Origin of the sequence: Thermogemmata fonticola (assembly GCF_013694095.1) — a bacterium.
Taxonomy (GTDB): domain Bacteria; phylum Planctomycetota; class Planctomycetia; order Gemmatales; family Gemmataceae; genus Thermogemmata; species Thermogemmata fonticola.
Map to the genome: position 1 here is coordinate 162,167 of NZ_JACEFB010000007.1, position 25,696 is coordinate 187,862.

A 25,696-nucleotide genomic window follows, 5' to 3' on the forward strand; every position below is an offset into this window, starting at 1 on the left:
TCAGGAGGTCGAGGACGGAGGCGTCGGCGTCGCCGCCGATCCTGATGGCGGCTTCCCGGAGATGGGCCGCTTCCCCGCCAGGGAAGTGACACCAGCCAGTCGCTGCCGCCACCCCTGCCCCACTTGCATCAGCCAGCGGTATCCCTGGCTGACCGCCCAGCGCACCAGCCCCACCCCGCTGCCCCACCAGAGCAGCTTGGAAAGCCAACGGGTAACCCGGCTCTGCCAGCCGCTCCATTGCGCCAGCCGATCCACCACGACGAACCATACCGGCGTGAACAGGATGCCGAAAAACGTCACGCCGAGCATGCCGCCGAGGACCGCCACCCCGATCGCCTGGCGGATTTCCGCCCCAGCCCCTTGCGCCGCCGCCAGCGGGAGCACCCCGAAGATAAACGCCGCCGAGGTCATCAGGATCGGGCGGTAACGCAACTGACAGGCTTCCAGCACCGCTTGCCGCCGGCTCAGCCCTCGCAGCCGTGCCTCCCGCGCATACTCCACCAGCAGAATCGCATTCTTGCAGGCCAGGCCCACCAGCACGACGAACCCGACTTGCGTGAAGATGTTCACGTCCTGATTGCGGATCCCCAACCGGGTCAGACCCCGCTGCAGCGGAGCGATGCACTGCTCATCCCACCACCGGGCCGCATGCACCAGCCAATCCCCCAGCCCCCACCAACTGCCGGAGGCCCCCAGCCACTGCTGGACCGTCGCGGCGGCGGAGGACGGATCGGTCAGCCACACCGCCCAAAGCGAACTGGCCACGCACACCGGCACCCCCAGCATCACCGCCAGCGGGAACAGCCAGCTCTCGTACAGCGCCGCCAGCACCAGAAACACGAACACCACGGACAGGGCAAAGACCGCCATGCCTGTGTTGCGCGACTGCTTCTCCAGGAAGGTCAGCTCCGTCCATTCGTAAGCGAGGCGGCTGGGCAACTCCTGCTGCGCCAGCTTTTCCACCAGTTCGATGGCTTCCCCCGTACTCACCCCTGGGGCGATATTCCCGTTGACCGTGGCGGCCGGATACATGTTGTAGCGGGTGATCACCAGCGGGCCGCTCCGTTCTTCCACCTGGAGCACCGCGCCCAGCGGCACCATCTGGCCCCAGCGGTTGCGCACCCGCAGACGCTTGATGTCCTCGATTTGGTCCCGCAAGTGCGGCTCCGCCTGGACATTCACCTGCCAGGTCCGGCCAAAGCGGTTGAAGTCATTGACATAGCGGTTCCCCATCGTCGCCTGGAGCGTCTCGTACACCTGGCTCAGCTCCAGCCCGCGCGCCGCACAGGCCGCCCGATCCACCCGGATGAACCACTGCGGCGAGCTGGCCTTGAACACCGTGAACAGCCCCACCAGTTGCTTCTGCTGATTGGCTTTGTCGATAAAGTTATCCGTTTGGCCCTGGAGGGCTTCCGGTCCGACATCGCCGCGATCTTCGATCATGAGGCGGAAGCCGCCGGCCCGGCCCAGGCGCGGTACCGCTGGCGCCCCGAACACATTCACAATCGCTTCGGGCGCCTGGCGGGCAAACTCCCGCCGCAAAGCCGCCGCCACCGCATCCGCACTCAGCTTCGCCGAACGCCGCCGCTCGAAACTCTCCAAAATCACAAACATCGACCCGAAGTTGGAACCATAAGCGCTCAGCACAAACGAGTTCCCCGCCACCCCACTGACATGCCGCACCGGCTTGACCTTGTTCCCCGCTTCGTCTTCCAGCTCCAGATTCAACGCGATCTGGCTGATCCGCGAGATGAATTGGCGCGTCCGCTCGGCACTGGAGGCATCCGGCAACTGAATGCTACAGATGAGATACCCTTTGTCCTGCTGCGGAATGAAGCCGATGGGTAGCGACCGCCAGGCGGCATAGCCGCTCGCCAGGATCGCGGCGTAGGCGGCCAGGACCAAAACCGGCAGGCGCAGCAGCCAGCCCACCAGGCGGACATAGCCGCGGCCGGAGGCCTGAAACAGGCCCTGAAATGCTCTGTTGACCAGACGCAGGGGCAACAGAGGCAGGAGCAGCCCCCGCCGCCACCCGCTCGCCGGCCGCTTCGCTCCCGGACCCCGCAGCAGAATGGCACACAGGGCCGGACTGAGCGTCAACGAATTGAACGTGGAAATCAACGTCGCCGACGCAATGGTCAAAGCAAATTGCTTAAAAAAAGCACCAACGATTCCCGAAATGAAAATGCAGGGGAAAAAGACGAACGACAGGACAAAGCCAATGGCGATGATCGGGCCGGTGACCTGATCCATCGCCCGCTGCGTGGCCTCCCGCGGAGGGTAACCCAGCTCCAGTTGATGCTGCACCGCTTCCACGACCACGATGGCGTCATCGACCACAATCCCCACGGCCAGAATCAAGCCGAAAAGTGTCAGCAGGTTGACCGAGAAGCCGGCGGCGTACATGACGGCGAAGGTGCCCACAATGGCGGTGGGGACGGCCGCCAGCGGGATCAAGGCCGCCCGCCACGATCCCAAAAACAGCAGCACGACCAGACCGACGAGCAGGATCGCGTGCCCCAGAGAGCGGTACACTTCCCGGATCGACTCGCGGATGAACGGGGTGGTGTCGTAGCCGACTTCGTAGTGCAAGCCGGGCGGAAAATCCTGGCTGAGCCGCGCCATCGTTTCCAGAACCGCCGCCGCTGTCTCCAGGGCGTTGCAATCCGGCAGGATGAAGATGGCTAAGCTGACTGTCGGCCGATCATCGAACCGGTTGCTGACATCCTCGGCACGGGCTCCCATCTCCACACGCGCCACATCCCGCAGGCGGACGAGCTGGCCTCCTTCCCCGACCTTGAGCACGATCCGCTCGAAGTCTGCCGGTTCCACCAGCCGACCCACACCGGTCAGGGGGAACTGATACGGCTGATCCGGTCGGACCGGCGGCTGGCCCAACTGCCCTGCTGCCAGCGGCAGATTCTGCGCCCGGATCGCCGCCACCACGTCGCTGGCACTCAGGTGCAAAGCCGCCAGTTTTTCCGGGTCCAGCCATACCCGCATGGCGTAGTCCCGCTGGCCGAAGATCGTCACGTCGCTGATCCCCGGCAGCCGTTGCAACTCGTCCCGCAAATACAGCAGGGCGTAATTGCTCAGATAGAGCTGATCGTAACGCCCCTGGGGATAGTCCGGTTCCGGCGGCGAGGTCAGCCCGATGGTCAAGAGCAGCTCCGGCGACCGCTTGCGCACGGTCACCCCCGTGGCGCGCACCACCTCCGGCAACTGCGGCAGGGCCAGATTCACCCGGTTCTGCACCCGCACCTGCGCCAGGTTCAGATCGGTCCCGCTCTTGAAGGTGATCGTGCAGGTGTAGCTGCCGTCACTGGTGCACTGCGAGTTCATGTACAGCATGTCTTCCACGCCGTTGACCTGCTGCTCGATGGGGGCGGCCACCGTCTGCGACACCACCAAAGCACTGGCGCCGGGATAGTTGCAGTCGATCTGGATGGTCGGCGGGGCGATCTCCGGGAATTGCGACACCGGCAGGGTGGTCACGGCCAGACCTCCCGCCAGGGTGATGACCAGGGAAAGCACGGTGGCGAAGATGGGCCGGTCGATGAAAAAGCGCGCGATCATAGCGGTGCGAGAGGTGAAGGCAGCGGCTTTAGCGCAGGTCCGCCGGCAGCGGGGTGCGGACCGGCAGGGCTAGCTCGGCGGGCCGTGGCGGCGGCGCCACATCCGCCACTTCCTCCGGCGGCAGGAAAAACTCCGGCAGCGGCGGCAGCTCCGCCACCTTCGGCTGCACTACTACCCCCGGACGCACCCGCAGCAAGCCCTCCACAATCACCCGGTCCTCCGGTGACAGTACTTTGTCCTCGATCACCCGCCAAGCTCCATAGCGGGCGCCCAGGCGCACGTTCCGCCGCTGGACCTCGTTCTTCGCATTGAGCACAAAAACATACTTCTGTCCCTGGTCTGTGCCGATGGCCTTTTCCGGAATGAGCACCGCGGGATGGGGCGGCCCCAACGGCAGGCGCACCCGGATGAACTGGCCCGGCGAGAGCATGTACCACGGCGGACGGGTGATGCGGGGATTCTCCAGCAAGGCCCGGATGCGTAGGGTGCCCGTGCTGCTGTCAATTTGGTTGTCCGTGAAGACGATTCGGCCCGCCAGGGGGAAGCTCTCCTCATCGGTGGCCAAGCCAATGTAGACGGGCCGGGGGCGTTCCCGCGACGAGGTGTATTCCCCTTTGGCGATCATGCTGCGGAAGCGCAGCACCGTCCGCTCATCGACATCGAAGGTGGCGTAGAGGCGGTCCAGGGCCACGAGCGTGGTCAGGATGGTGTCATCGGCGCGGACCAGGTTGCCGGGATCGACCAAGCGGCGGCTGAGCCGGCCGGCAAAGGGGGCGCTGATGCGGGTGAAGGCCAGGTTGGTCGCCGCCAGGTCGCGGGCGGCGCGGGCCGCCGCCACATCCGCCTCCGCTTCCGCCAGTTCCCCCACCGCCTGATCATACGCCTCCTTGGCCGTGGCGTTGCGCTCGTAAGCATACTTGGCCCGCTCGTAATTGAGCCGCATGGTCTCCAAATGCCGCTCGGCTTTCAGGAGCGCAGCCGCGGCCCGCTCGTACTCCGCCTTGTAAATGCTGGCGTCGATCTGGAACAGCGGCGCGCCCGCCTCCACGTCCTGGCCGTCCTGGAAATAGACCCGTTCCAGATATCCGGTGACGCGGGCGCGGATTTCCACCAGGCGGTACGGCTCGGTTCGGCCCGTGAAGTCTTCGTAGTCGCACAGGATGTGGACCTGGGGCTGGGCCACGGTCACCACCGGCGGCGGGGTCGGCGCGGGTTCCACCGCTGGCCGCGCACATCCCAGGCTCAGCAGCAGAGCTGTTGCCAGACCGGCTGCCATGACTGCGCTGTGTCGCCCCATCGTCAAGTTCCCTCGGTTGAAGCGGGGGTTCCCCTTACGCTACTCTCATACCACGCCGGCCCGGCGATCTTACGGGACGCCGCTACCGCTACCGTGGGTTGAGCATGCCTCCGGTGGGTCAAGCATGCCTCCGGTGTTGGCGGGCAAGAGTCGGATGCGCCATTTCCGGCTGCGGTTGGGCGGAACGGATGGGGAAACACCGCCTTGGCCAACCTCCACCTGCCAACAGCTCCAAGGGGCGCAACCGGGCTGGTCGGCTGACTCCCGTGGTCGTCAGCGAATCTTCCGCAACGACCACGGCCCGACCGGCAGCCCAGTCCACTCGCGGTGATAGCAGCGCTGGCTCCGGTAGTTCATCCTCGGCTCGCGACACACGCTCCTTGGAAAGCGATCAGACGGCCAGTCGTCCTGAAACATCCGCGGGTAAGAAAAAGAAACTGCGGGACGCTCTGACGGCTATCAGTCGGCATGTCCAGGAAAAACTATCGCTTTCCCGTCAGGCCATTCAGCAGATTCGTCACAAAGCGGAGAGCCGTTGGCAGCGATTGCAGGAAGTCTTGAAACAGTGGCGAGCCGGCCGGGCGTTACTGCATCTGAAATCGTTGGCGGTGGAAACCTTTCATGCCTTGGAGCATGTCGCGCTTTATGCGGCGAAAAAGACACAGGTCATTGCGGCGGGAGTGGGTCGGGAACGTGGCTGGCCGCCAGAAAAAGTCGAGGCGTTCCGTCAGTCGCTTTACTGGGCGGATTTCGTGGGGGGATATGTAACGGGCGGGATGGCTCTGGCCACCTTAGGTCCTGTTGCCGGTAAAGCGGCTGCGGTGTTACCCTCCGCCTCGGCCGTTTATCTGGCCTATTCCACAGTGCGTAATCCTTTGGCGGTCTGGCGGGCGGCCCGGCGAGTCCTGCGTCAGACTGTAACGGAAAACGTCGAAGCTGCGTCTCACATCGCCACCGGCATCGCCAGACGGTTACGTGGGCGGAAACACGAAAAGGCCATGGCTCAGCGGGTCTGGTACGAACACCTGGCCGACCTTCTGGATCAACATCCCGATCCGGACTGGGTTTGGGCACTCTTTCTGGCGGCCACGGCTCACACCCAAGGGGATGTTCCCAAAGCGCTGGCACTGGTGCAGAAAGCCCTGTCTAGTCAAAAGAAAGCGAAATCGCCCACGCCGCCGTCGCAGTCGCAACACCGGGTTGGGGAAGTCTGGCAAGGGAAAGACGGAAAATGGTACACGCTCATTCAGGTCGGTCAGCACGTTGTGCCAGTGCGAGCCCATGCACCCGACGCGCATCAAGACGAAAAGACGGATCTAAGCGGCTGGCATGCCACCCCAGGTTCTTCTGCAATTTCTCACGTCCACTATGATGCGGCAAAGCAACGTCTGACGGTAAAATGGCGGGGCCGCTCTGATCCGCGTTTTATCGCCTACGAGGGAGTAAGCCCGGAACAGGTTCGGCGCATTCTGAGTTCGCCCAGCGTGGGCCGCTCCATCAATCGCCAGCTGCGACATGATGCGCACCGACGGTGGACCGCCACAGACATCGACGCCCTCACCGAACTGGCTTTGCAGCACGAAGATATTCGACGGATTGTCACCCAGGCACGCCGACAAAAAGCTCAGCAACTTTCCGCAACGCTCAGTCAATTGATCGTGCCCCAAGAGCAATGGTCCGCAGACTACGCGCAACTGGCGAACGCCGCCATTTTGAGCGTTATCCCACAAGAGAAAGACGGAAGACGGAAATGGAATTCCGATAACGTCGTTGCCTACGAAGTCATGTATGCCATTGCCGTCGACAACGGTTACATTCACCACGGCGGCACACATGCCATCGATGTCAGCAGTGGTCAGACACTTTACGAAACGGCCGACGGTACGAAAGTCGTGATCGGTATTGACACGAAAACGTCCTTTGGCCAGTCCAAGGTTGGGGATTTTGATGAAAATCGCGCCTCGCTGCGGCAGAAATGTGACTTCCTCGCCTATCGTCCGAACGATCCCGACGACCACTATGTCACTCAAGGTGTAGCCCGGGGTGTCCCGCGTATGGTGGTTTACCACGCCGGGGTCGATGTGCACGGCCAGGAGAAAGATTATGGGTTCGCCTACTATGCTTTACTAGGCGGCACGACCAAGTATACTAAGCTTCATGCAACTGAGGATATCACCTTCACCGTGCCGCCAAACCAGGAAATTACGCTAGGTAAAAAGACTTACCGTGCAGGGAAGAAGATACAGATTCCAAAGGGAGCAGAGATTCCGCCGGATATTCTGGCTATAGCACAACCCGAGCAGCTGCGCTCTTGGGGTTTTGACCCTTTGCAGCATGCGATGCCGATCAAGATTCACGGCTTGCACAGCCCGGAGGACCTGGTGAAAAATCCCCAACTGATGAGACAGTCGGATGCACGACTGCAAGAATACCTTCGCATGGTCAAGTACGAAGACTATGCGGAGAAAGTCGGTATCAAACTTGAAGAGCACGCTGAGCGGGAAATGAAGCAGACAGCCGACTTCGTGGCCAGCGTCGTGCGGTTCCGGGGCGGCAGTACGGGGAAAGAACACCTCGATATGGTCGCCTATCACGCGGCACGAGCCGACAAAGCCGAACAGGCCCGACAAGAAGCCGAACGCCGGCACCAGGAACTGTCTCAGCGGCACCAGCGGCATTTGGAGCTGACCAAACGGGCGGCTCAACTGGGCAACCCCGAAGTCCTGATGCAGCTGATAGGACATATGGAAACGGGGGATTACGATGCGGCGGAGGAGCTGCTACGTCAGCATGAAGGCAGCAAGCAACGCCCAGCCCCGAGGAAAAAGCGATGAGTTCTGAGGTCTACTTTTACTTCAACGGTCGAGAACCTGCGGGGGTCGTGTACAACTGGGGTGAGTTCTGCTGGTGGGCCCGGCAGCATGGTCCGCTGGGGAAAGCCCTCCAGGCCCTTATCGAACATGACCAGACCGTCCCAGCCGCCGAGGTGGAACGGGACCTTATCGCTTGCTTTCAGCGGGCCAAGGAATGGCCGGATGAGGCGGAACAATTCCTGGAAACTGTGCTGTGCCGAGTCTTCGACAACCCTACCATCGGCATAGGATACAATGCTCCCGAAGAGGAAAGGGAAAAAAGAGAGGACCGGTTGTTCTCGGCACGTCCGCTGATTGTGCGCTTGGCTGACCATGCCCAACGGGGAGAGGAGGCGTGGCGGCCGGTGAAGGAACGGGCCGTGCTGCTGGTGGAGATAGCCGGCCTGCTACTGACCCCTCGCAGTGAGTTGAGTACGGAGCCAGACGAAGACGGCTATTCCGAGCTGGATCGTCATGACAGCGAACTGGCGGCGGCATTGGCTCTTTTGCCACAGAAATAGCCAGCATTTCTTTCCCTGCTTTGTGCTTAGAGCTTAGAGCTTAGAGCATAACCAGTGCGGCGCGTGGTGGTACCCAGCAAGCCAGAGCGACCGCATCGCCGGCGTCGGGGGACCGACCCAGACGCTTGCGCAAATCATCCTTCGATTCCACGGTGATCCCCTGGGCCCGTAAGGCGTAACGGACCGCCAGCAAATCCCGGGCTAAATCCGGGTCCGGCGGTAAAGCCAGACGTGTTTCTTCCGGACCACCTTCCGGGTCGAGCCAACTGCGCAACACGCGGGCCGCGCAATGGCGGAACCGCTCGCCCGTCCTGACACCGCAGCAACCGCCTCCGTCAGCTTTCCCGCACACGCTGGCGGTTCCGGGGAACTGCTCCCGGACTAGGCCAGGATGTCCCGCACGATGCGCCCGTGGACATCGGTCAGACGGTAATCCCGGCCCTGGAAGCGATAGGTGAGCCGTTCATGATCGATCCCCAGAAGATGGAGCATGGTGGCGTGCAGATCATGGACGGACATGCGGTTTTCCGCGGCATGGTAGCCGAACTCGTCGGTGGCGCCGTAGGTGAGGCCGCGCTTGATCCCCCCGCCGGCCAGCAGCACCGAGAAGCCTTTCATGTGGTGGTCCCGGCCGCTGCCTCCCTGGGACATGGGAGTGCGCCCGAACTCGCCGGTCAGCACCAGGAGCGTTTCCTCGAACATGCCCAGGCGCTTGAGGTCCTTGATCAGGGCGGCTAAGGGCCGGTCGATCTCCTCGATTTTGAGCTTGATCTGCGGTTTGATGCTGCCGTGGTGGTCCCAGTCGCGGTGGTAGAGCTGGATGAAGCGGACGCCGCGTTGAGCCAGCCGCCGGGCTAGCAGGCAATTGGCAGCGAAGGAGCCATCCGCCCCTTTGGTCCCGTACATCTCCAGGATCTGCACCGGTTCGTCCCGCAGGTCCATCAGCTCCGGGATGCTCATCTGCATGCGGAAGGCCAGCTCGTATTGCTCGATCCGTGTGGCGATCTCCGGGTCGTCCACCAGGGGGTTGTAGCGGCGATTGAGCTGTTGCACAGCGTCGAGTACGTCCCGCTGCCGCGGTCGGTCCACGCCCGGCGGATTGGTTAGGTAAAGCACCGGATCGCCCTGACTGCGCAGGTGCACCCCTTGATACTTCCCCGGCAGGAACCCCGCGCTCCACTGCCGCGAGGCGATCGGTTGATTTTGTCCGCCTCGACCGTTCGAGGTGAGTACCACAAAACCCGGCAGATTGTCCGATTCGCTCCCCAAGCCGTAGGTGATCCAGCTCCCCATGCTCGGCCGGCCGGACACGGTGCTTCCCGTGTTCATGAACGTGTGGGCCGGATCGTGATTGATCGCCTCCGTATACAGCGAGCGGACAATGCACAGGTCATCCGCCACCTGGGGCAGGTGCACGAACAACTCGTTCATTTCGATACCGGCCTGTCCGTGCTTTTTGAACCCCCACTGCGGCGCGAAGCAGATCAGCTTGGCGCCTTGCAACTGGGCGATCGGCTGCCCCTTGGTGATGGACTCCGGCATGGGTTGGCCGTGGCGGCGGGCCAATTCCGGCTTGTTGTCAAACAGCTCCAGATGGCTCGCTCCCCCCGCCATGACCATAAAAATGACCCGCTTTGCCTTTGGCGGATGATGCGGTTGGCGCAACACTCCCGGCAAGGCGGACGCTTGCCGCTCCAAGAGGCTGGCCAAAGCCACGGCCCCCACGCCCCGGCAGGTCTGAGCCAGAAACGTCCGCCGCTGTAACAAGCGCACCTGCTGCAACTGTGGCATCGGCATCATCATTACCGGACCTCCCTAACGCAGGCCTGAGGCGGACCGGCCTGGCCCGACTTCTTCGGGGCACACCTCGGCCTGCCTCCGCGGAGTTGACCTTGATCCAATGGCTTTTCCAGTTCTCCCGAAATTATGCCTCTTATCCTCTTGTCATGGTGTCATGCTGTTCTGGTGTGACGGCGGGTGGCGATCGCTCCGTCATCTTCTCCGTTGGGTTGGCCTCCGGGGTAACGCATTTGGTTTGGGGCATGGAGGTTGTCGCCACGGTGTCAGGGCCGGGTGATGGTTTCGTGGAGGTTAAGCAAGGCCCGTGCGACGCTGGTCCAGGCGGCCACTTCCGCCGGGGGGATGGTCTGAGGGGCGGGATGGTCTCCCACGCTCAGCAGTCGGCGGGCTTCTTCCGGCTGGGCCTGGTAATGCTGGCGGTGCTTCTGGAGCAGTTCGCGGAGGATGTGCACCTCCGGCTCCTGAGGTTCGCGCGAGGTGGCGCGGCGGAACATCCAGCGGAGGCGCTGGGCGTCGTCAGGTCCGCTTTCGGCGAGGGCTTTCTGGGCGAAGGCGCGGGCTGCTTCCACAAATTCGGGGTCGTTGAGCAGGACCAGGGCTTGCTGCGGGATGTTGGAGCGGGGCCGCTCGCAGGTGCATTCCTCCCGGCTGGGAGCGTCGAAGGCTACCATCGCCGGATGGGGGAAGGTCCGCTGCCAGTGGGTGTACAGGCCGCGGCGGTATTGCTTGTCTCCGCTGTCCTTGATCCATTCCCGCGGCGGGAAGTTCAGGGCGGCCCAGTAGCCGGGGGGCTGGTACGGCTTGACACTCGGCCCGCCGATCTGGGGTACGAGCAGGCCGCTGATGGCCAGGGCTGTATCCCGGACGAACTCCGCATCGAGGCGGAAGCGATTCTGCCGCGCCCAGAGCAGATTAAGCGGATCGCGTTCGCGCAGATCGGGCCGTTCCTGGGCGCTTTGCCGGTAGGCGGTCGCCGTGACCATCAGGCGCACCAAATGCTTGACGTCCCAGGTTTTCTGGAACTCGGCGGCGAGCCAGTCGAGCAGTTCCGGGTGGGTGGGCCATTCCCCTTGCGTGCCGGATTCTTCCAGGGAGCGGGCGATTCCTCGGCCGTAGAAGAGTTTCCAGAGGCGGTTAGCCATGACGCGGGCGGTCAGGGGGTTTTCCGGGGCGACGACCCAGCGGGCGAGGTCCAGGCGGGTGTAGCGCTTTTGGCCGGGGGGCAGGGGCGGCAGCGGGGGCAAAAAGGCCGGTGTTTTCGGTTCCATGATCGGCCCACTGTCATCCTGCCAGTTGCCGCGGGGGAGCAGGCGGACGGTGCGCGGCGGGCCGCTGATGGTGATGAGCACGCGGGGGATGGTGTTTTCCAGTCCGCTCCGGGCGGCTTCGGCTCGCTGCCACGCTTCGCGTTCCCGCCGCAGGGCTGCCGCGGGGATCAACCCCAAAGCGGTGCGATACCGCTTTTGGGCCTCGGCTTCTTCCTTGCGCAACTGCTCCAGACGCTGCTCCTGCTCCGGGGTCGGTACGAGCATGCCGGGTTCCCGCCGCCCCACCGCCGCTTCCTGAATGTCCGCAAAAAACGCCGCCATGGAGTAGAAATCGACCATGGTGTACGGATCGTACTTGTGATTGTGGCATTCCGCGCACAGGAGCGTGCCGCCGAGCCAGACCTGGCCGAAGTTCCGCACTCGATCCGCCGCGTACTTGGCGATGTACTCCTTGGCCTGCGCTCCGCCTTCCTCCGTCGTTTGCAGCAGGCGGTTGTACGCCGTCGCCACCAGTTGCTCCCGGCTCGGCTGCGGCAGCAGGTCCCCCGCCAGTTGCTCAATGGTGAATTGATCGAACCGCTTGTTGCTGTTGAACGCCTTGATGACATAATCCCGGTACGGCGAGACGTTCATCGGGTTGTCGCTGTGATAGCCGATGCTGTCGGCGTAACGGACCAGGTCCAGCCACCAGACGGCCAGGCGTTCCCCGTAGTGAGGCGAAGCCAGCAGGCGTTCGACCAGCTTTTCGTAGGCGTCCGGGGAGCGATCCGCCAGGAAGGCTTGGACTTCCTCCGGGGTGGGGGGCAGGCCGCGCAAGTCGAACGACAAGCGGCGGATCAAGGTGATCCGGTCTGCCTCCGGCGAGGGGGCGACTCCCTCCTGCTGCCAGCGGTAGGCCAGGAAGGCGTCGATCGGATTGCGGATCGGCCAGGGCTGGCCTTGCACGTCGCGCACGCCTTGCACCACGGGCACCGCCGGCCGCTCCAACTTGGCAAACGACCAGTGCTCCGTATACACCGCTCCCTCGGCGATCCACTGCCGGAAGTGTTCAAGCTGCTCCGGCGTGAGGGGGGGCTTTTTGGCCCCGCTCGGCGGCATCCGCTCCGCGGGATCGCTGGCAGTAATCCGCCGCCACAACTCGCTTTCCTCCGGTTTGCCCGGCACGATGGCCCCCGCCGCCACGGCGTCGTCCCGCCGATCCAGCCGCAGGTCCGCCTTGCGTGCGTTCCCATCGGGGCCGTGGCAGGGATAGCAATGCGTGGCCAAGATCGGGCGAATGTCCCGCTGGAAATCGACCTTGCGGGGACGGGGGGAAGCTGCCGGATTGGCCGCAGTCTGCACGGCGGAAGCAGAAGTCGCCGGGGTGGAGGATGCCGCCGACGCAGCCGAGGAGGATGCCGGAGAGGAAGATGTCTGCGCTGCCGGGGAGGAAGCGGGGTGAGCCGCCGGTGTATCCGCCGCCACGCTGGCCTTCCAAAATCCGCCCGCGGTCCAGACCGCCGCCACCAGAAGCACGCCCGTACCTACAACCCCTGCGCTCGGTACCGCTTGGCTTCGCATGGCACCGCTCCTTCTCTTCCACCCTGCGAGGAACACTGACCGCAATGACCAACTGACCGCAATTACCAGAGGACGGCCTCACTCGGCGGGAAGCAGACCGCAGCACGTCCAGATTCTGCCGCGGCACCGGGCCGTCCCGTTCGGGGGGGATTGATTCAACCGCTATTTATTGTAATCCCATACCCTTCCCTTGTGCAACCAAAAAGCCCCTCCGCCGAGTCGTAGGGAAACTCTTACGCTCGTCGCCGCCCAGGCTGCTTCCTGTGCCCGCCGCTGGGCCGCCGCCAAGACCGTTTCGAGGTATCATTCCCTTAGCCCTGCCTTTGTTAACGACGTGGAGCCTTCCGCATTACCTTCTGAGCGGTACTTCCCCCCGATATTCGACCCGGCGGGGTCGCTCCTCGAACTCGCTTCGGGGTACGCCGCTCTGTCGGATGATCGACAAGAGTGTGCCGGTACGCAATTCCTTATGGTTCGGAACTGGCACTGTGGTTGTTTTTCCTGCCGGGCTCACCCCTTGCATGACAATGTGACTGCCGCGCTGTCGAAGGCGGCGGAAACCGTGCCGTTCCAGAATCAGGCAGACTTCCTGACCCGATAGTACCCGGAGCTTACCCCTCGCAACGGGGCTGGATTCGCACCACGGCAAACTGGATCACTTCATGGTGCTAGGAACCCAATCATCGGCTACTTCGACCCGGGTTACCACCACTTCCCGCTGGAGGCGCTCGGCGATCTCCTCAGGAGAAGCAGATTCCAGGAACAACTCCAGGGCTTCCTGGAGATTATCGCGGGCCAATTCGATCGTTTCCCCTTGACTGGCAATGTCCAGTTCGGGACACAGGGCGACATAACCGTCCCCTTCCCGCTGAATGATCGCTGTCAGTCGCTTCGGCATGGTTCCCTCTCCCGAGCCTCTAGCCATGAGTCGCTTGTCCTACTCGGTTCAGGCAGCAAGACCAATCAGGCCGCGAGACCAAATCAGGCGGGACACTCAGGTCCGATCCATTTCCAGACCAAACAGACCTCCGAACCGCAATGTCGTGACCCAGCGGCGGATCAGGGTTATTCCTGGATCGTTCCTGGCCTGGCCATCTCGGTTTGCTCCCTTGCGCCCCGGCCTCCTCGCCTAGCTCCCGTTGGAGACGTCTTCCTTCCTATCAGTCCTCATTGTACCGCCTGCGGTTTCTTTGGGCCGTCCGTCCAAGCCGCTTCCCCCGTGCGGTTCCTTCCCGTCCCCCTGCTCAGTCTCAGTATGGATCTGCTCCCGATCGGAGTGGGAGGTGTCCGGCGGCGAGTGGGTCATCCGATGGGGGAACCGGCTGGGCGGAGCCAGGGCCTTCCTTCCAGGCCGTGAGTCCGGCAGGTCCTTCACCCCCTCAGGAGCAACGGCAGCAGAAAATGGGAGATTATGTCCCTCTCTTGCACGATAAGAGGGTAAAATGGTACAAGCCGTCAGGGATTCCGGTCGGTGGTGGGCCGAGCGGAACTGTGACTATCGAAGAGCTACGAGAGATTTCGCTTCAGGGTGAAATGTCACGGGACGGGAACCATGATCCTTTGGGAGCCGCCAGAAAGCCATCCGCTGCGCCGCCTCTTTTCGGGACTGACTGAACACGCTTTTTTCGCGCATCTGGGTGTGGCGGATCCGCGCCTGACCGATTATCTGTCCTTGCTGTTGGCCCGGTTCATTCACTTTGACACCATTTACCGCCTGCGCAGTGCGGCGGGCCGGCCCCTGACCGAGCTGGTGGATATGGTCCTGGAAGCGGAGCAGCTCCCCGCTGGAGGGCGCACCCAGCGCGAATACTACCGTCACATCGGCGATTTCGCCCTCTTCTGGACCGGCGTCTATCCCGAAGCGTTGGATCAGCATCGCCGCCAGGCCGTCAAGGATGCCCTGGTCAGCTACACCTATCAGGGCAAGCGCAGCTACCTCATCACCAGCCGGCTGGAAGAGGCGGAACATCACGACGAACAAGCCGGGCTATTCCGCCGTCTGAGCGAGCAATTCGAGCTGTGCGCTCTTGGCCTGCGCAAAGTGCGGGAGGAATGGGAGGAACTCCGCCGCCAGACCCCGCCCGGTCCGCCCATCATCTGCTGACACTTCAGGGCAGCAGCCAGTCCAACAAACGGCTAGCACAAGAGAGCGGCCAGCACCCTACCTGAGGCCCGGCTAATCCTCCGGCGGAGTGAAGTCGGCCAGATACAACTGCGGAGAACTGCGGCCATCCCGGCTGCTCGTCCAGAGCACCTTCCGATAATCCGGACTGAACACCGGCAGCACGTCCTGGCCCGGAGCGTAGGTGATCCGTGTCATCTTCCCGGTCTCGATGTTCATCCAGTAGAGATCGTAATTGGGACGGACGAACTCATTGGCGTGGTCCGCCGCCGTGCAGATGATGTGCTTGCTGTCCTTGTACCAATACGGCGCCCAGTAGACCCAGGTGTTGTTGCGGGTCAATTGTTTTTCGCCGGTGCCGTCGACGTTGATCACGTAGAGCTGCAGGCGGTCTTTCTCCTGGCGGTCGGCGCGGAAGATGATCTTTTTCCCATCGGGGCTGAAGAAGGGGCCGCCGTTGTAGCAATTCGGAGCCTGAGTGACCTGCCGGGCGCCGCTGCCGTCGGCATTCATGATGTAAATCTGCACGTCGCCCGCCTTACCGGCGGCGTACACAATCTGCCGCCCATCGGGGGAGTAGCTTCCCTCGGCGGTGTACACCTTGGCCTGCGGCGTCAGACAGCGCAGCTCGCTCCCATCCACGTTGGCCTCGTAAATCTTCATGTGCGGGTCAAAGTCCCAGGAGTAGCGCCGGCGGATGCCCTTGTTCTGTTCCTCGAGGCGGCGCTGCAACTCCGCCACCTGGTGCTGGCGCGCCTCAGGATCGCTATGGGACGAGGCGAAGATGATCTTTTTGCCATCGGGCCGGAAGTAGCCGCAGGTGCACTTCCCCACCCCCGGACTGACCCGAATGGCCCGCCCGCTTGCCAGGTCTTGAACGAAAATCTGATAGAACGGATTGCCCGTCCCCTTTTCCTCCGCCTGGAAGATGATTTTGGTCCCATCGGGGGAAAAGTATCCTTCCCCGGCGCGGACGTAGTCAAAAGTCACCTGGCGAATGTTGCGCAGGTACCGCGCCTCGGCCTGGACCCAGTCCCCCGCCGTAGACTTCGGCGGTGTCTGTCCCTCGGCTCGATGGCCTGCCACCCCGGCTAGCAGCACGCCCACGGCCAGCACCAGCAAGGAGCCGAAGGTCCGCTTCCAGCGAGGACCCCGGCCTCCCACCCTTCCCGCTGCCTCACCCCAGGGCATTCCGGCTCTGTTCCTCCCGTTCATTCCCGCTCCTCCTCAGGTTGTCTGGAGCGTCCGTATTCTTCCGTCATGGTCATTGTCGCGGCTGGGCGGCCGCTGGCTACGCCGGTGCGTTTGGAGAATCCCGCCGTCCGCTTCTCCCGCCGCTGGTCCTTTCGCTGCTACCTTCCGCGGCCGCTTTCGCCGCCGTGGCGCGGAGGGCACAATGCATGATACGCTTGCATGAGGCCTACTATGCAGCATAATAACTTTCCTGACTAGATGTTGTGGAAGAGTTTTCACACTGGCGTCTTTTGGGGGTTGGATAGGATTTCTCCGTCGATGTTCCGTCACAAGGGTCTCGAAGAGGTTTTGCAGGAGTGGCAGAAGCTGCGCCAGGCGCCAGTCCTGGGGCGCACGGCACCGCCTCCACCGGTGGTGAGGACGCTAGAGCAAGCTCTGGACGCTCTGGGTCAACGGCAGCGTGTGCAGGAGGTGGATGCCCAGGCGGAACTGTGCCGCCAGCGTCTGGAGATGGCCGCCACGCCCATCCTCGGCGTGCTGGGGGAACTCAACGCGGGCAAGTCGAGCGTGGTGGCGCGCTTTCTCAGTCCGGCGGGACGCTGCCGTCTGCCCCGCGGCTTGGAGGAGGCCTTCGGCACGCATCGCTTTGTGTACTGGTTCCCCCGCGCTTGGCAGCAGGACGAGCAGCGCTACCAAGCCCTCCTGCGCTGGCTGGCCCAAGCCCACGGCCACGCCCCTGAACCGCTCCACGAGAAGCCGGAGATTGCTTTCCAGCAGTACCGTAGCGGACGGGAAAACCCTGCGCTCATCCCCGTCCCCCTCGTCGCTTACGACGAGCAGCTCCAGCACTTCGCCCTGCTCGATTGCCCCGATGTGCAGACCGAGGACCATCCCCCCGCTTCCCCCGCGGCGCTCCTTGGCTCATCCTCGCCCCCGCCCAACCGCCGCCTAGAGTTTGTCACCCAGGCCGCCCGCCTCTGCTCCGCCTTCCTCCTGGTCTGGGAACGCAGTCAGGTCCGCGACCGGCTCGTCGGAGAGTTCCTCCACCGCCTCCGCCAAGTCATGGCTCAAGTCCCCATCTTTCTTCTCATTAACAAAGTCCGTCCCAAACCGGATGCCTTATCCGCAATTCTTCAAGATGAGGATATCCAAAGAATCCGTGAAAAATACCATATCCAGGACATCTACGTTGCTATGGACTTTGATATTCCCAATTGGGAGCGATACACACCGGCTTCCTTGCAGAAGGACAAAGCCTCTTTGCCGAATGACGAGGCGGGAAAGTCCCCGGTGTTCTTCCGCCTCGATGCCAACACCGCCGCTGATCCTCACGCCGCACCGGCCACGGTGGGATTGGCAGCTCTCTTCCAGCAGCTTCCGCCGGCCGAGTTGCAAAAAGCAGCGATTGACTCGGCAGTGACAGAACTCCGCCAGCAGATCGCCGCCCTTCTGGACAGCCTCGACACCTGGCGGCAGAAGTGCGAAAAGACCACCCGCTCCGCCTGGCAGGGCCTGCTGCAATTCTGCCTGGAGTTGTTCCAGGATCAACGCGGCGAACCCATCCAAATCTACAATCTTGCCTTCCAGGAAAAGCTCAACAAAGTCATCATGGAACAGGCCCCCTGGTATGTTAAGATGGCGAATTGGTTCCATGACAGAATCCATAGCGGTGTGGAATTGGTCCGCAAGATGATACCGTTATCAGGATTAAGACACCAGGCGGAGCAATGGCGGAGCCACTTGCAGCATTGGGCGGGGGGATTTGTGGATGCCGCGGAGTTGGCCCAGCGCAGTCTCCAGCAGCGGTGGGTGCCTGCGGATTGGCCGATGGAGCGATTGGAGTATCTCTGGAAGGAGGTGCTGGAGCAGTTGAGGCGCTTCGAGCATCAGGTCAGCGAGGCGGATTTGCGGCCGATGGCGGAGGATTTCTGGCGGCATGCCCCGGCAGGGGTAGGCTGGCGCAGCGCGCTGTCGATTCTGGGAAGCATGGCAGCGGTGGCGGGCTTGGCCACGGCGGCGATTGACGGCGGAGCGACACTCATGGCCGGCTATTCCTTCTCCGCGGCGGTGGCTTCGGCCATTCCAGGCCTGGGCGCCCTGACGGTCGGGGCTATCGGGACTGGAACCGCCTTGGCCGTCTGCTACGCCGGACTGATCCAGCATAACTCGCTTCCCTATCTGTCGGCATTTTTCACCTTGGCCTGTGACGCCTTCGGACTGCCGCACCGCCTCGATGACCAGCCGCTGACCGTGACCTTTGGGCGAGGCGAGCAGCGGCGACCATTCACACTGCCGCAAGTCGCAGTGCCCTCCTTGCGGGTGTGCCACCCCTTGCCGAACATCGGGCTGTGGCACTGGACAGGTCCGGGCCGCCAGGCCTGGGAAAACGCCCGCCGCTCTCTCCCGTGATCCCTCGTTGGCTTTTGGGGAAAGGAATCGGTTATGTCTGCTCCTCCTGCGCGCTCCCCCTCCTCTGCTGCGCTCGCCCAACTCCGGCAGTGGTGCGAGCAGGTGCTGGCCGCGGTGCACCAGGTCTTTGGGGACCATCCGCCGGCGCCGGCCATTCGGCAGCTCTGCCGCCAGGTACTGGAGGAGGCGCAATTGCTGCTAGCGCGGACCGCGACCGTGGCAGTGTCCGTGGTGCTTTTGGGGCGCACGGCGTCCGGCAAAGGGTGGCTGGCGCGCTGCTTCCTGCGCGATCCCGCTTTGCGCTCGGCCATTCCCAGCGGCCAGAACTCCGCGGATCGCTCGGCCCATCTGCTCTGGATCGGCCCCCAGCCGCCGCCGCAACGGGAAGAAGGGGAGCAGTATCTCCCCGCCTCTGCCGAGCAGATGCTCGATTTGGGCGTGCCGTACTGCCTGGGCGATGCCCCTGGCTTTTCTACCTATGGGGAAGCCGCGGAGCGTCTCCACCGCCGGGCCTTGGCCTCCGCCGCCCTGAAAATCCTCGTGTTGCCTCAGGAATCCCTCCGCGACGCCGGTGTGGTGCAACTCCTCCGCCAGCTTCCGGCTGCCCGCGTCCTCCCCGCCATCCGCTTCCGCAATCAGCCGGGACAGACCCAGCCCCGCGAACAAACCTACCAGGATGTTCTCCATCACTACCAGCTTTGGCAGCAGGCTGCCCCCGCCACCCGTCTCCTCTCACCCCTCTGGATTCCCGATGCGGATTGCTATGCCCCTCATGATCCTAATCAAGCGATCACTTACACACAGAAATTATTGCAGGATACATTGACGCCTCTTTTAGCGGATTCCCAGCAGCGTCAGCAGGCGCTGGAGGCGGAAATCCACGCCCGGCACGAGCAACTCCGCCGCAGCGTTGAACAACATCTGGAGGAGTTCCGCCAGCGCCTTCAGCCGATCCTGGCCAAGATCGACGACACCCTCTACAGCCTCCCGCCGCAATTGACCCGCCAGATGTTCGGTGAGGATGTCCCCCTGGCCGCCCTGGTGCGCGTCCGCCTCCGCGCCCATATCTTCCACTATACACCGCCTTGGTGTTTCCCCTATCGTTCCATCTTAGGACTTCTTATATTGACATCCAATGCTTGGGATCGCCTGATTTTTACATTGACAGGCAGTATTCCATCACTAGTCGCCGTGGTGTGGCAATCTTGGAAGAATGTGCGCACGATGGGGAAGGCTATGGCCCGGCAGCGGCTGCCCTTGGCGGCGTATCTCCAGCAGCAGGCCCGCGAAGCCTTGGCCGTGCCGCTCCAGCGCTTGCGGCAGACCCTGGCCGCCTGGCGCGACGAGGAAGTCCGACCGGAACAGGATTCCTACCAAGAAGTTAAGGTCCGTATCGCCGGGCTAGACGAGTTCCAAAACCGCTGCCGCTCTCTCCTGGAGCAGACGTTAGCCGAGCACACCGCCCGCCGCCGCTCCCCCTGGCTCTTCGCCCTCTTCGCTACCCTCGCCTTTCTCTTTTTCTTCTCTGGACCTGTTGTGGTCATCTATCGGCAATACATTGAAACTCTATGGCAAGTCTTTCGCGGAGAACCCGTATCATGGAGTGATTTCCCTCGTCCCGATTTTTCCATGATATTCACCAGCTTCATTCTCAGTGTGATTCCCGTGGCCTTGATTGCCATGATCGCCCTGACGGGGTTCACGCGCCGCCGCCTCGTGGAGCACTTGGCAAGCTCCTTCCGTCAAAAGATCGACGCTGTGACGAAACAGTGGCAGCAGCAGGCGATGCTGCGCCTGGAATTGCACGATCCCCAGTGGGAAGCGGTGCAGCGGCTGCTTCATCTGGACGGGGTGGCCGCTGAGCGTAAACCGCCGGAATCCGCGTCCTCCGCCGCCGCCAAGCCTCCCCCGTCTGAAAGCTAACATTTGTGCCGATCCTCTCTGTGATATATACAGATATTCTTTGTTTGGATAAAGTTTATTTTACATCTCGATAAGCAGGATTTCTCACGGGACCTGTATGGGGGTGAGCCGGCTACGGCGAAAGGTGACGATTCCCTGACACCAGGCGGGCCGGGGGGCACGGCGGTTCGCCAGGTATCACGGCTGTTCGGCGTTCCAGCGGCGGAAGTTGACGGTCTCGATGCGGAAGGGGGCGCCTGCGACCGCGCGGGGGAAGAAGCGGTCCACCCAGCCGCGCTCAGCGGCTTCCTGCCAGGAGGTCTGCGGGGGAACGTCCACGGATTTGAGCAGGATCAGGCGGCTGGCGCGATGCTGCCAGGCGGCGCGGGCGGCCAGAGAGTCGGAGGTGAGGTCCCAGCTCCGCGGCCAGGAACCCAGCTCCAGGCCGTCCAGGGCGGAGGGGGGCATGGCTGGTCCCAGCAGGCGGCGCAAAAACGCCTCGGCGATGCGGAGAGTGTCCATCGCCAATTCGTGCGCCGCCGCTTCCCCCAGTCCGTGAATTCGATCCAACATCCGAATAACATCAGCTAAATCTCCTCCGCCTGGCATAATTCGTATAGGATCAGGTGATAAAGACTGCAAAAAAGCTCGCAAACGTGGTCCGAGATCGGGAAGATCATAGAGGCTGCCGCCGACTTTGAGGATGATCATGGGTTGGCATCTCGCGGGAGGTTGGGGTCTATGCCAGGCGGCAGGCCGGCTGCCTGCGCGGAAGGTGCGGAGTATTGTAGGCCGAGCTGCTGCGGAACGGAAGCAGAAAGCAGAGGCGTATGGTACAATGGCAGCACTGGGGCGCAAAGCCGGTTGGGCAGGAGGGCGATGCGATGCGGGAATGGAGAAGCTGGGCGTTCCGTTCGGCGAAGCGGTGGGGGGCCGTGCTGGGAGCGCTCGTGACGGCGGCGGCTATCGCTCAGGTTCCGCTGCCCCCGGTCGAGGAGAAGGAGGACCCGAAAGGGGGGGTCAAGCGCAAGGTGGTGGTCGAGGATGATCTACCGCCGACGCGGCGCCCCGCGGCCACCGTGAGCCACCCGCCGGATGTGCAACTCGACGAGCTGGAGCGGGCGGCGGTGGCGGCATCCCAGCCGCAGCACAAGGCCCTGTTGCAGAAGTACCGCGTTCCCTTCGACAGTTTGACGGAGGCCGGGGGAGTCAGCCGGATTCGTCCCGTGCCCATTCACCGCTCTGAGTGGAAGGGGGCCGCGTATATCCGGGTCACGCCGCTGGACAGCACAGGTCAGCCGCTGGCGGAGCGGGGCGTGGCGGTCAAGGACGTGCGGCAGTTGGAGTATTTCGAGGCCCTGGTCCTGGCGGATGTGGAGAAACTGCTGGGGGGGAAGGAGGGGAAGCCGTCGCTGGACGATTACCTGGTGGCGGAGCAGTTGCTGGCGGCGGCGCTGCGGTTTCACGATTATGCGCGGGAGCGGAACCTGCGGCGGGGGCGGGGCTGGGAACCGCTGCGCAGTCCCCTGGCGAGCCGCTTGCGGCAGGTGCGGTTAGAAGCGGTGCAGTTGGCCCAACGCAGCGGGGACATGGTCCGCTTGCGGGAGCTGAGCCGGCGCGTGAGCGAGGCGTACCCGCAGGATGCGGAGGTGGCCCAGGTGGTAGCCGCCGTGCGCCTGAGCGAAGCGGAGCGGCTCCTGCAATCGCCGCAGCATCTGGATCATGTGCGGGCACGCGAGCTGCTCGACGATTACCAGGCGCGCTTTCCCGGCACACCCGGCGAGGCGGTGCAGCGCCTGCGCGGCCAGTTGCGGGAGATGGCCCTGCAAGCCCTCCAGCGAGCACGGGAGAAAAAGGAAGTGGGGGACTTGCCCACCGCCCGCGACGAGCTGGCCCGTGCGGCGGCCCTGGACCCCAATCTGGAAGACCTGCGCGAATTGCAGCGCGAGCTGCGCTTCGGCTACCCCGTGCTCTCTGTGGGGGTCTGGCAGTTGCCGCGCTACATGAGTCCTTCCCTTGCCCTGCTCGATAGCGAAAAGCAAGCAGTGGAGCTGCTCTTCGAGGGTCTGCTGGAGGAAGTACGGGACAGCAGCGGCCTGATCGGCTATGAACCGGCGGCCCTGCGCGCGATGCCCCGGCTGTTGCCCGGCGGGCGCGAATGCACCTTGCGGATCAGTCCCGGCGAAGGGGACCCTCGGACCAGTTTTACCAGTCACGATGTGGTGGCGACGGTGCAACTGTTGCGCCGTCAGCCGCACACCTGGGCCGCCTGGCCGCTCTTGTGGCTGGCGCCGGAGCCGCCGCAACCGCGGGACACCGCCACGGTCCGCCTGTTTCTGGCCCAGATGCATCCCGATCCGCGGGCCTTACTCACCTTCAAACTGCTGCCGGGACGCTGGCTGCAACAGCAGGGGAAGGCGGCGGACGATCTGGATTTTGCCCAGCGACCCTTCGGCACCGGACCCTACCGCTTGCATGCCCGGGTGGATCAACCTCCGCCCGGTCAGCCCCGCGAAGTCATCTTCTTCGACAACCCCCTCTACGCTCGCAGTCCCGATCGCGTCCACCTGCCGCGGATTCGCGAAGTCCGGCTCGTGGAAATCCGCCCTTCGCCGACGGACCCCTATCTCCCGCGGGTGACCGAAGCCTTCCGCAATGGCCGCCTCCATCTGCTGCCCGATATTCCCACGGTCGATGTGCCGCAGTTCACCGGGCCAGGGTCGGGATTGGCTGACCGGGTGGAGGTAGTCACCGTGACGCAGCATCGGCGCATCCACATTCTGGCGGTGAATCTGCGCCGCCCCTACTTCCAGCGCAAGAGTCTGCGGCAGGCGCTGAGCCTGGGGATCGACCGGGAGGATATTCTCGATCAGGTGTTTCGCGGCAGCGCCCCGGAAAACCGCAAGTATCACCGGGTGATGGGAGGACCGTTCCCGCCGCAGTCCTGGGCCGCCGGCAGCAAGCCGATGTCCCTGACCAACCGCGACCTGGCTGTGCAGCGCCTCCAGGAGTATCTGGCGGAACCCGGCGCCACCACCGCCTTTCAGCTTTCCTATCCGCAGGATGATCCCCGGGCCGCCGCCGCCTGCACCCGCTTGAAAACCCAGCTCGAAACTCTCTTTGACAAACGCCTGACCCTGGAGCTGGAACCGGTCCCCATGCGCGACCTGCTCGTGCGCGTCCACGAAGAACACCGCTATGACCTGGCCTACATCCCCTTCGACTACCCGGATGACTACTATCCCTACGCTCTGGCTGCCTTGCTCGACCCCTCGGCGGCTACCCGCTCCGGACGCAACTTCTGCCACTTCCTTGACCCCGACACCAACCCCGATGCCGAAGACCTCCGCCTCGGCCAGCTCCTCAATGACCTCAAACAATTCCGCGACTACGACACCCTCGCCCAGCGTGCCGCCGACATCGCCGAACGCTTCAACCAGTCCCTCCCCTTCATTCCCCTCTGGCAGCTTGACCGCCACATCGCCGTGCACCGCCAGCTCCGCATCTTCTACGACACCTCCACCCCCGCCGATCCGACCACCCTCAATCCGACCACCCTCTTCACACGCATCGCCTACTGGCGGCTGGAATAAGAGCCTGCCGACGGGAAGGGCAGCTCTTCACGGACCCGGTTTCCCAAGACGAGCAGCGAGCAGTGAAAAGGGCGAATGGTGAATAGCGAATGCCGAATGGTGAGTGATGGAAGAAAGCGAAGGGCGAGCCGTAGGGCCAATGGTGAGTGGCGAATAGTGGTATAGAGGAGGACAGGGAGACACGGAGACGAAGAGAGAGACGGGAAGAGGACAAACGCTGAGCGGCGAGCGGCGGAGCGCAGAACGGGGGGAGGGGCGAGGGGAACGTTCACTCCGCGGCGTAAGCCCGCTGGAAGGCGGCCACTCCGGCCCCCAGCGCCACACTCAGGCCGCTTTGGGCCAGCACCAGCTCCAGGGCGGCGATTGCTCCGAGCACATCGAACGGATCAACATATCCCATATGGCTGAGGCGCCAGATTTTCCCCTTGAGGGTGTCCTGTCCGTCGGCCAGTTTGAAGCCGAAATCCTTCTCCAGTTTTTTCAGGACGGCGGAGCCATCGAGGCTGGCCGGGACGCGGATGACTGTCAGGGCACTGGCAGGCCGGCGGGCGAACAGTTCCAGGCCCAGGGCTTGGACGGCGGCACGGCAAGCGCGGGCCAGGCGTTCGTGGCGGCACCAGACCTGCTCGATACCTTCACGGCGGAGGCGTTCCAGGGCCAGCCGCTGCGCGCGGATCAGGGTGTTGGCGGGGGTGAAGGGGGTGTCCGGCCCGTCGGCCAGCGCTTTGCGGTACCGCCGCAGATCGAAGTAAAAGTTGCGTACCGGCGTGGTTTCGATCTTCTGCCATCCCTTGGGGCTGACGGCGATGTAGGCCAATCCCGGCGGCATCATCAGGGCTTTTTGCGAACCAGTCACCAGCACGTCGATACCCCAGGCGTCCATGCGGCACTCCATCGCACCGATGCCGCTGATGCCATCGACGACCAGCACGGCCCGGCGGTGGCGCAGGAGTTGCCCGAAGGCGGCGATGTCATGTCCCACGCCCGTGCTGGTTTCGCACAAGGTGGTGAAGACGGCCACGGCGTCGCTGTGCTGCTCCAGGGCTTCGGCCAGGCGTTCCGGCGTGACGGCTTCCCCCGGTGCCGCTTCCACGGCGACCACCTCGGCCCCGTAAGCCCGCAGGATGCCGCGCCAGCGTTCCCCCCAGCGGCCTGCGGTGCCTAGGATCACCTTCTCCCCCGCCGCGACCAGGTTCGTCACCGCCGCTTCCATCGCTCCGGTGCCGCTGCTGGTGAGCACATAGACCGGCTGCTGCGTCTGCAGCACATATTGCAAGCCGGCCACCACCTCTCCCAGGATCGCCTTGGCTTCGGCACTGCGGTGATACCCCACAGGCCGCGCCAGCTCCAGCAGCACTTCCTCCGGCACCGGTGTCGGACCCGGCGTGAATAACCGCGACTTCTTCATGCTCTCCTTCTCCTCACGGTTTGCTTTCACGGATTGTTGTAGGAACCGCTGTCCTCCGGCTCCACCGCCCGCCTTCCACCCTGGCTCGCTTGCTGCCCCCGTTTTCCTGGACCATCTGGGCAACATTTAATCCTGCCGCCATTTAATCCTGCCGCCGCTGGGGCGGGGCGTGGTGTTTTTCCCTGGCGAAGCCG

General features: G+C 63.6%; 16 protein-coding genes. 6 read left to right on the forward strand and 10 right to left on the reverse strand.

Going from position 1 to position 25,696, the window contains the following annotated elements; translation table 11 throughout:
• A complete protein-coding gene (locus H0921_RS11195) occupies positions 1-3,576 on the reverse strand; it encodes an efflux RND transporter permease subunit (protein ID WP_194538168.1) in 3,576 nt (1,191 codons plus the stop codon).
• 28 nt (positions 3,577-3,604) lie between these two features.
• Positions 3,605-4,873, reverse strand: coding sequence for an efflux RND transporter periplasmic adaptor subunit (locus tag H0921_RS11200; protein WP_194538169.1), 1,269 nt, complete (start codon positions 4,871-4,873; stop codon positions 3,605-3,607).
• A gap of 188 nt (positions 4,874-5,061) precedes the next feature.
• Here H0921_RS11200 and H0921_RS11205 point away from each other — a divergent pair, with 188 nt between their 5' ends.
• Positions 5,062-7,707 carry a KTSC domain-containing protein gene (locus H0921_RS11205; protein WP_194538170.1) on the forward strand — a complete coding sequence of 882 codons (2,646 nt, stop codon included), beginning with the start codon at positions 5,062-5,064 and terminating at the stop codon, positions 7,705-7,707.
• Positions 7,704-8,246, forward strand: a complete 543-nt coding sequence (locus H0921_RS11210; protein ID WP_194538171.1) for a hypothetical protein — start codon at positions 7,704-7,706, stop codon at positions 8,244-8,246. Before H0921_RS11205 ends, H0921_RS11210 begins: the two co-directional genes overlap by 4 nt.
• 40 nt (positions 8,247-8,286) lie before the next feature.
• Here the strand turns inward: H0921_RS11210 and H0921_RS11215 are convergent, their stop codons facing one another.
• The 5 genes from H0921_RS11215 to H0921_RS11235 form a co-directional block, all read right to left on the reverse strand.
• Positions 8,287-8,598 carry a hypothetical protein gene (locus H0921_RS11215; protein ID WP_194538172.1) on the reverse strand — a complete coding sequence of 104 codons (312 nt, stop codon included), beginning with the start codon at positions 8,596-8,598 and terminating at the stop codon, positions 8,287-8,289.
• A gap of 29 nt (positions 8,599-8,627) precedes the next feature.
• Positions 8,628-10,043, reverse strand: coding sequence for a DUF1501 domain-containing protein (locus H0921_RS11220; RefSeq protein WP_194538208.1), 1,416 nt, complete (start codon positions 10,041-10,043; stop codon positions 8,628-8,630).
• 266 nt (positions 10,044-10,309) lie between these two features.
• On the reverse strand, positions 10,310-12,874 hold the full coding sequence (locus H0921_RS11225; RefSeq protein ID WP_194538173.1) for a PSD1 and planctomycete cytochrome C domain-containing protein: 2,565 nt from the start codon (positions 12,872-12,874) through the stop codon (positions 10,310-10,312).
• 349 nt (positions 12,875-13,223) lie between these two features.
• A complete protein-coding gene (locus H0921_RS18540; RefSeq protein ID WP_194538174.1) occupies positions 13,224-13,523 on the reverse strand; it encodes a type II toxin-antitoxin system HicA family toxin in 300 nt (99 codons plus the stop codon).
• A gap of 6 nt (positions 13,524-13,529) precedes the next feature.
• Positions 13,530-13,772 carry a type II toxin-antitoxin system HicB family antitoxin gene (locus H0921_RS11235; protein WP_194538175.1) on the reverse strand — a complete coding sequence of 81 codons (243 nt, stop codon included), beginning with the start codon at positions 13,770-13,772 and terminating at the stop codon, positions 13,530-13,532.
• A gap of 654 nt (positions 13,773-14,426) precedes the next feature.
• Here H0921_RS11235 and H0921_RS11240 point away from each other — a divergent pair.
• Positions 14,427-14,978, forward strand: coding sequence for a hypothetical protein (locus H0921_RS11240; protein WP_194538176.1), 552 nt, complete (start codon positions 14,427-14,429; stop codon positions 14,976-14,978).
• Between the two features lie 72 nt (positions 14,979-15,050).
• On the opposite strand, the gene H0921_RS11245 is transcribed toward H0921_RS11240, so the two are convergent.
• Positions 15,051-16,187 carry a TolB family protein gene (locus tag H0921_RS11245; RefSeq protein ID WP_194538177.1) on the reverse strand — a complete coding sequence of 379 codons (1,137 nt, stop codon included), beginning with the start codon at positions 16,185-16,187 and terminating at the stop codon, positions 15,051-15,053.
• 321 nt (positions 16,188-16,508) lie between these two features.
• On the opposite strand from H0921_RS11245, the gene H0921_RS11250 reads away from it, so the two are divergent.
• Together H0921_RS11250 and H0921_RS11255 are read left to right on the forward strand one after the other, a co-directional pair.
• Complete coding sequence (locus tag H0921_RS11250; RefSeq protein ID WP_194538178.1) at positions 16,509-18,599, forward strand: hypothetical protein; 2,091 nt, start codon at positions 16,509-16,511, stop codon at positions 18,597-18,599.
• A gap of 33 nt (positions 18,600-18,632) precedes the next feature.
• Entirely contained in the window at positions 18,633-20,522 is a 1,890-nt protein-coding gene (locus H0921_RS11255) for a borealin N-terminal domain-containing protein (protein WP_194538179.1), read from the forward strand.
• 177 nt (positions 20,523-20,699) lie between these two features.
• Here H0921_RS11255 and H0921_RS11260 read toward each other — a convergent pair whose 3' ends face one another.
• Positions 20,700-21,212: an amino acid kinase family protein gene (locus H0921_RS11260; protein ID WP_194538180.1), complete on the reverse strand. Its 513-nt coding sequence runs from the start codon at positions 21,210-21,212 to the stop codon at positions 20,700-20,702.
• A 173-nt stretch (positions 21,213-21,385) separates the two neighbouring features.
• Between H0921_RS11260 and H0921_RS11265 the strand changes: the two genes are divergently transcribed.
• Positions 21,386-24,094, forward strand: a complete 2,709-nt coding sequence (locus H0921_RS11265) for an ABC transporter substrate-binding protein (protein WP_194538181.1) — start codon at positions 21,386-21,388, stop codon at positions 24,092-24,094.
• A 268-nt stretch (positions 24,095-24,362) separates the two neighbouring features.
• Here H0921_RS11265 and H0921_RS11270 read toward each other — a convergent pair whose 3' ends face one another.
• Positions 24,363-25,502, reverse strand: coding sequence for a pyridoxal-phosphate-dependent aminotransferase family protein (locus tag H0921_RS11270; protein ID WP_194538182.1), 1,140 nt, complete (start codon positions 25,500-25,502; stop codon positions 24,363-24,365).
• Positions 25,503-25,696: the final 194 nt, after the last annotated feature.

Bases quoted from the DNA above. Each gene is read 5' to 3' on its own strand.
- H0921_RS11195 (WP_194538168.1), bottom strand. From the start codon at position 3,576: ATGATCGCGCGCTTTTTCATCGACCGGCCCATCTTCGCCACCGTGCTT.
- H0921_RS11200 (WP_194538169.1), bottom strand. From the start codon at position 4,873: ATGGGGCGACACAGCGCAGTCATGGCAGCCGGTCTGGCAACAGCTCTG.
- H0921_RS11205 (WP_194538170.1), top strand. From the start codon at position 5,062: ATGGGGAAACACCGCCTTGGCCAACCTCCACCTGCCAACAGCTCCAAG.
- H0921_RS11210 (WP_194538171.1), top strand. From the start codon at position 7,704: ATGAGTTCTGAGGTCTACTTTTACTTCAACGGTCGAGAACCTGCGGGG.
- H0921_RS11220 (WP_194538208.1), bottom strand. From the start codon at position 10,043: ATGCCGATGCCACAGTTGCAGCAGGTGCGCTTGTTACAGCGGCGGACG.
- H0921_RS11225 (WP_194538173.1), bottom strand. From the start codon at position 12,874: ATGCGAAGCCAAGCGGTACCGAGCGCAGGGGTTGTAGGTACGGGCGTG.
- H0921_RS11235 (WP_194538175.1), bottom strand. From the start codon at position 13,772: ATGCCGAAGCGACTGACAGCGATCATTCAGCGGGAAGGGGACGGTTAT.
- H0921_RS11240 (WP_194538176.1), top strand. From the start codon at position 14,427: ATGATCCTTTGGGAGCCGCCAGAAAGCCATCCGCTGCGCCGCCTCTTT.
- H0921_RS11245 (WP_194538177.1), bottom strand. From the start codon at position 16,187: ATGCCCTGGGGTGAGGCAGCGGGAAGGGTGGGAGGCCGGGGTCCTCGC.
- H0921_RS11250 (WP_194538178.1), top strand. From the start codon at position 16,509: ATGTTCCGTCACAAGGGTCTCGAAGAGGTTTTGCAGGAGTGGCAGAAG.
- H0921_RS11255 (WP_194538179.1), top strand. From the start codon at position 18,633: ATGTCTGCTCCTCCTGCGCGCTCCCCCTCCTCTGCTGCGCTCGCCCAA.
- H0921_RS11260 (WP_194538180.1), bottom strand. From the start codon at position 21,212: ATGATCATCCTCAAAGTCGGCGGCAGCCTCTATGATCTTCCCGATCTC.
- H0921_RS11265 (WP_194538181.1), top strand. From the start codon at position 21,386: ATGCGGGAATGGAGAAGCTGGGCGTTCCGTTCGGCGAAGCGGTGGGGG.
- H0921_RS11270 (WP_194538182.1), bottom strand. From the start codon at position 25,502: ATGAAGAAGTCGCGGTTATTCACGCCGGGTCCGACACCGGTGCCGGAG.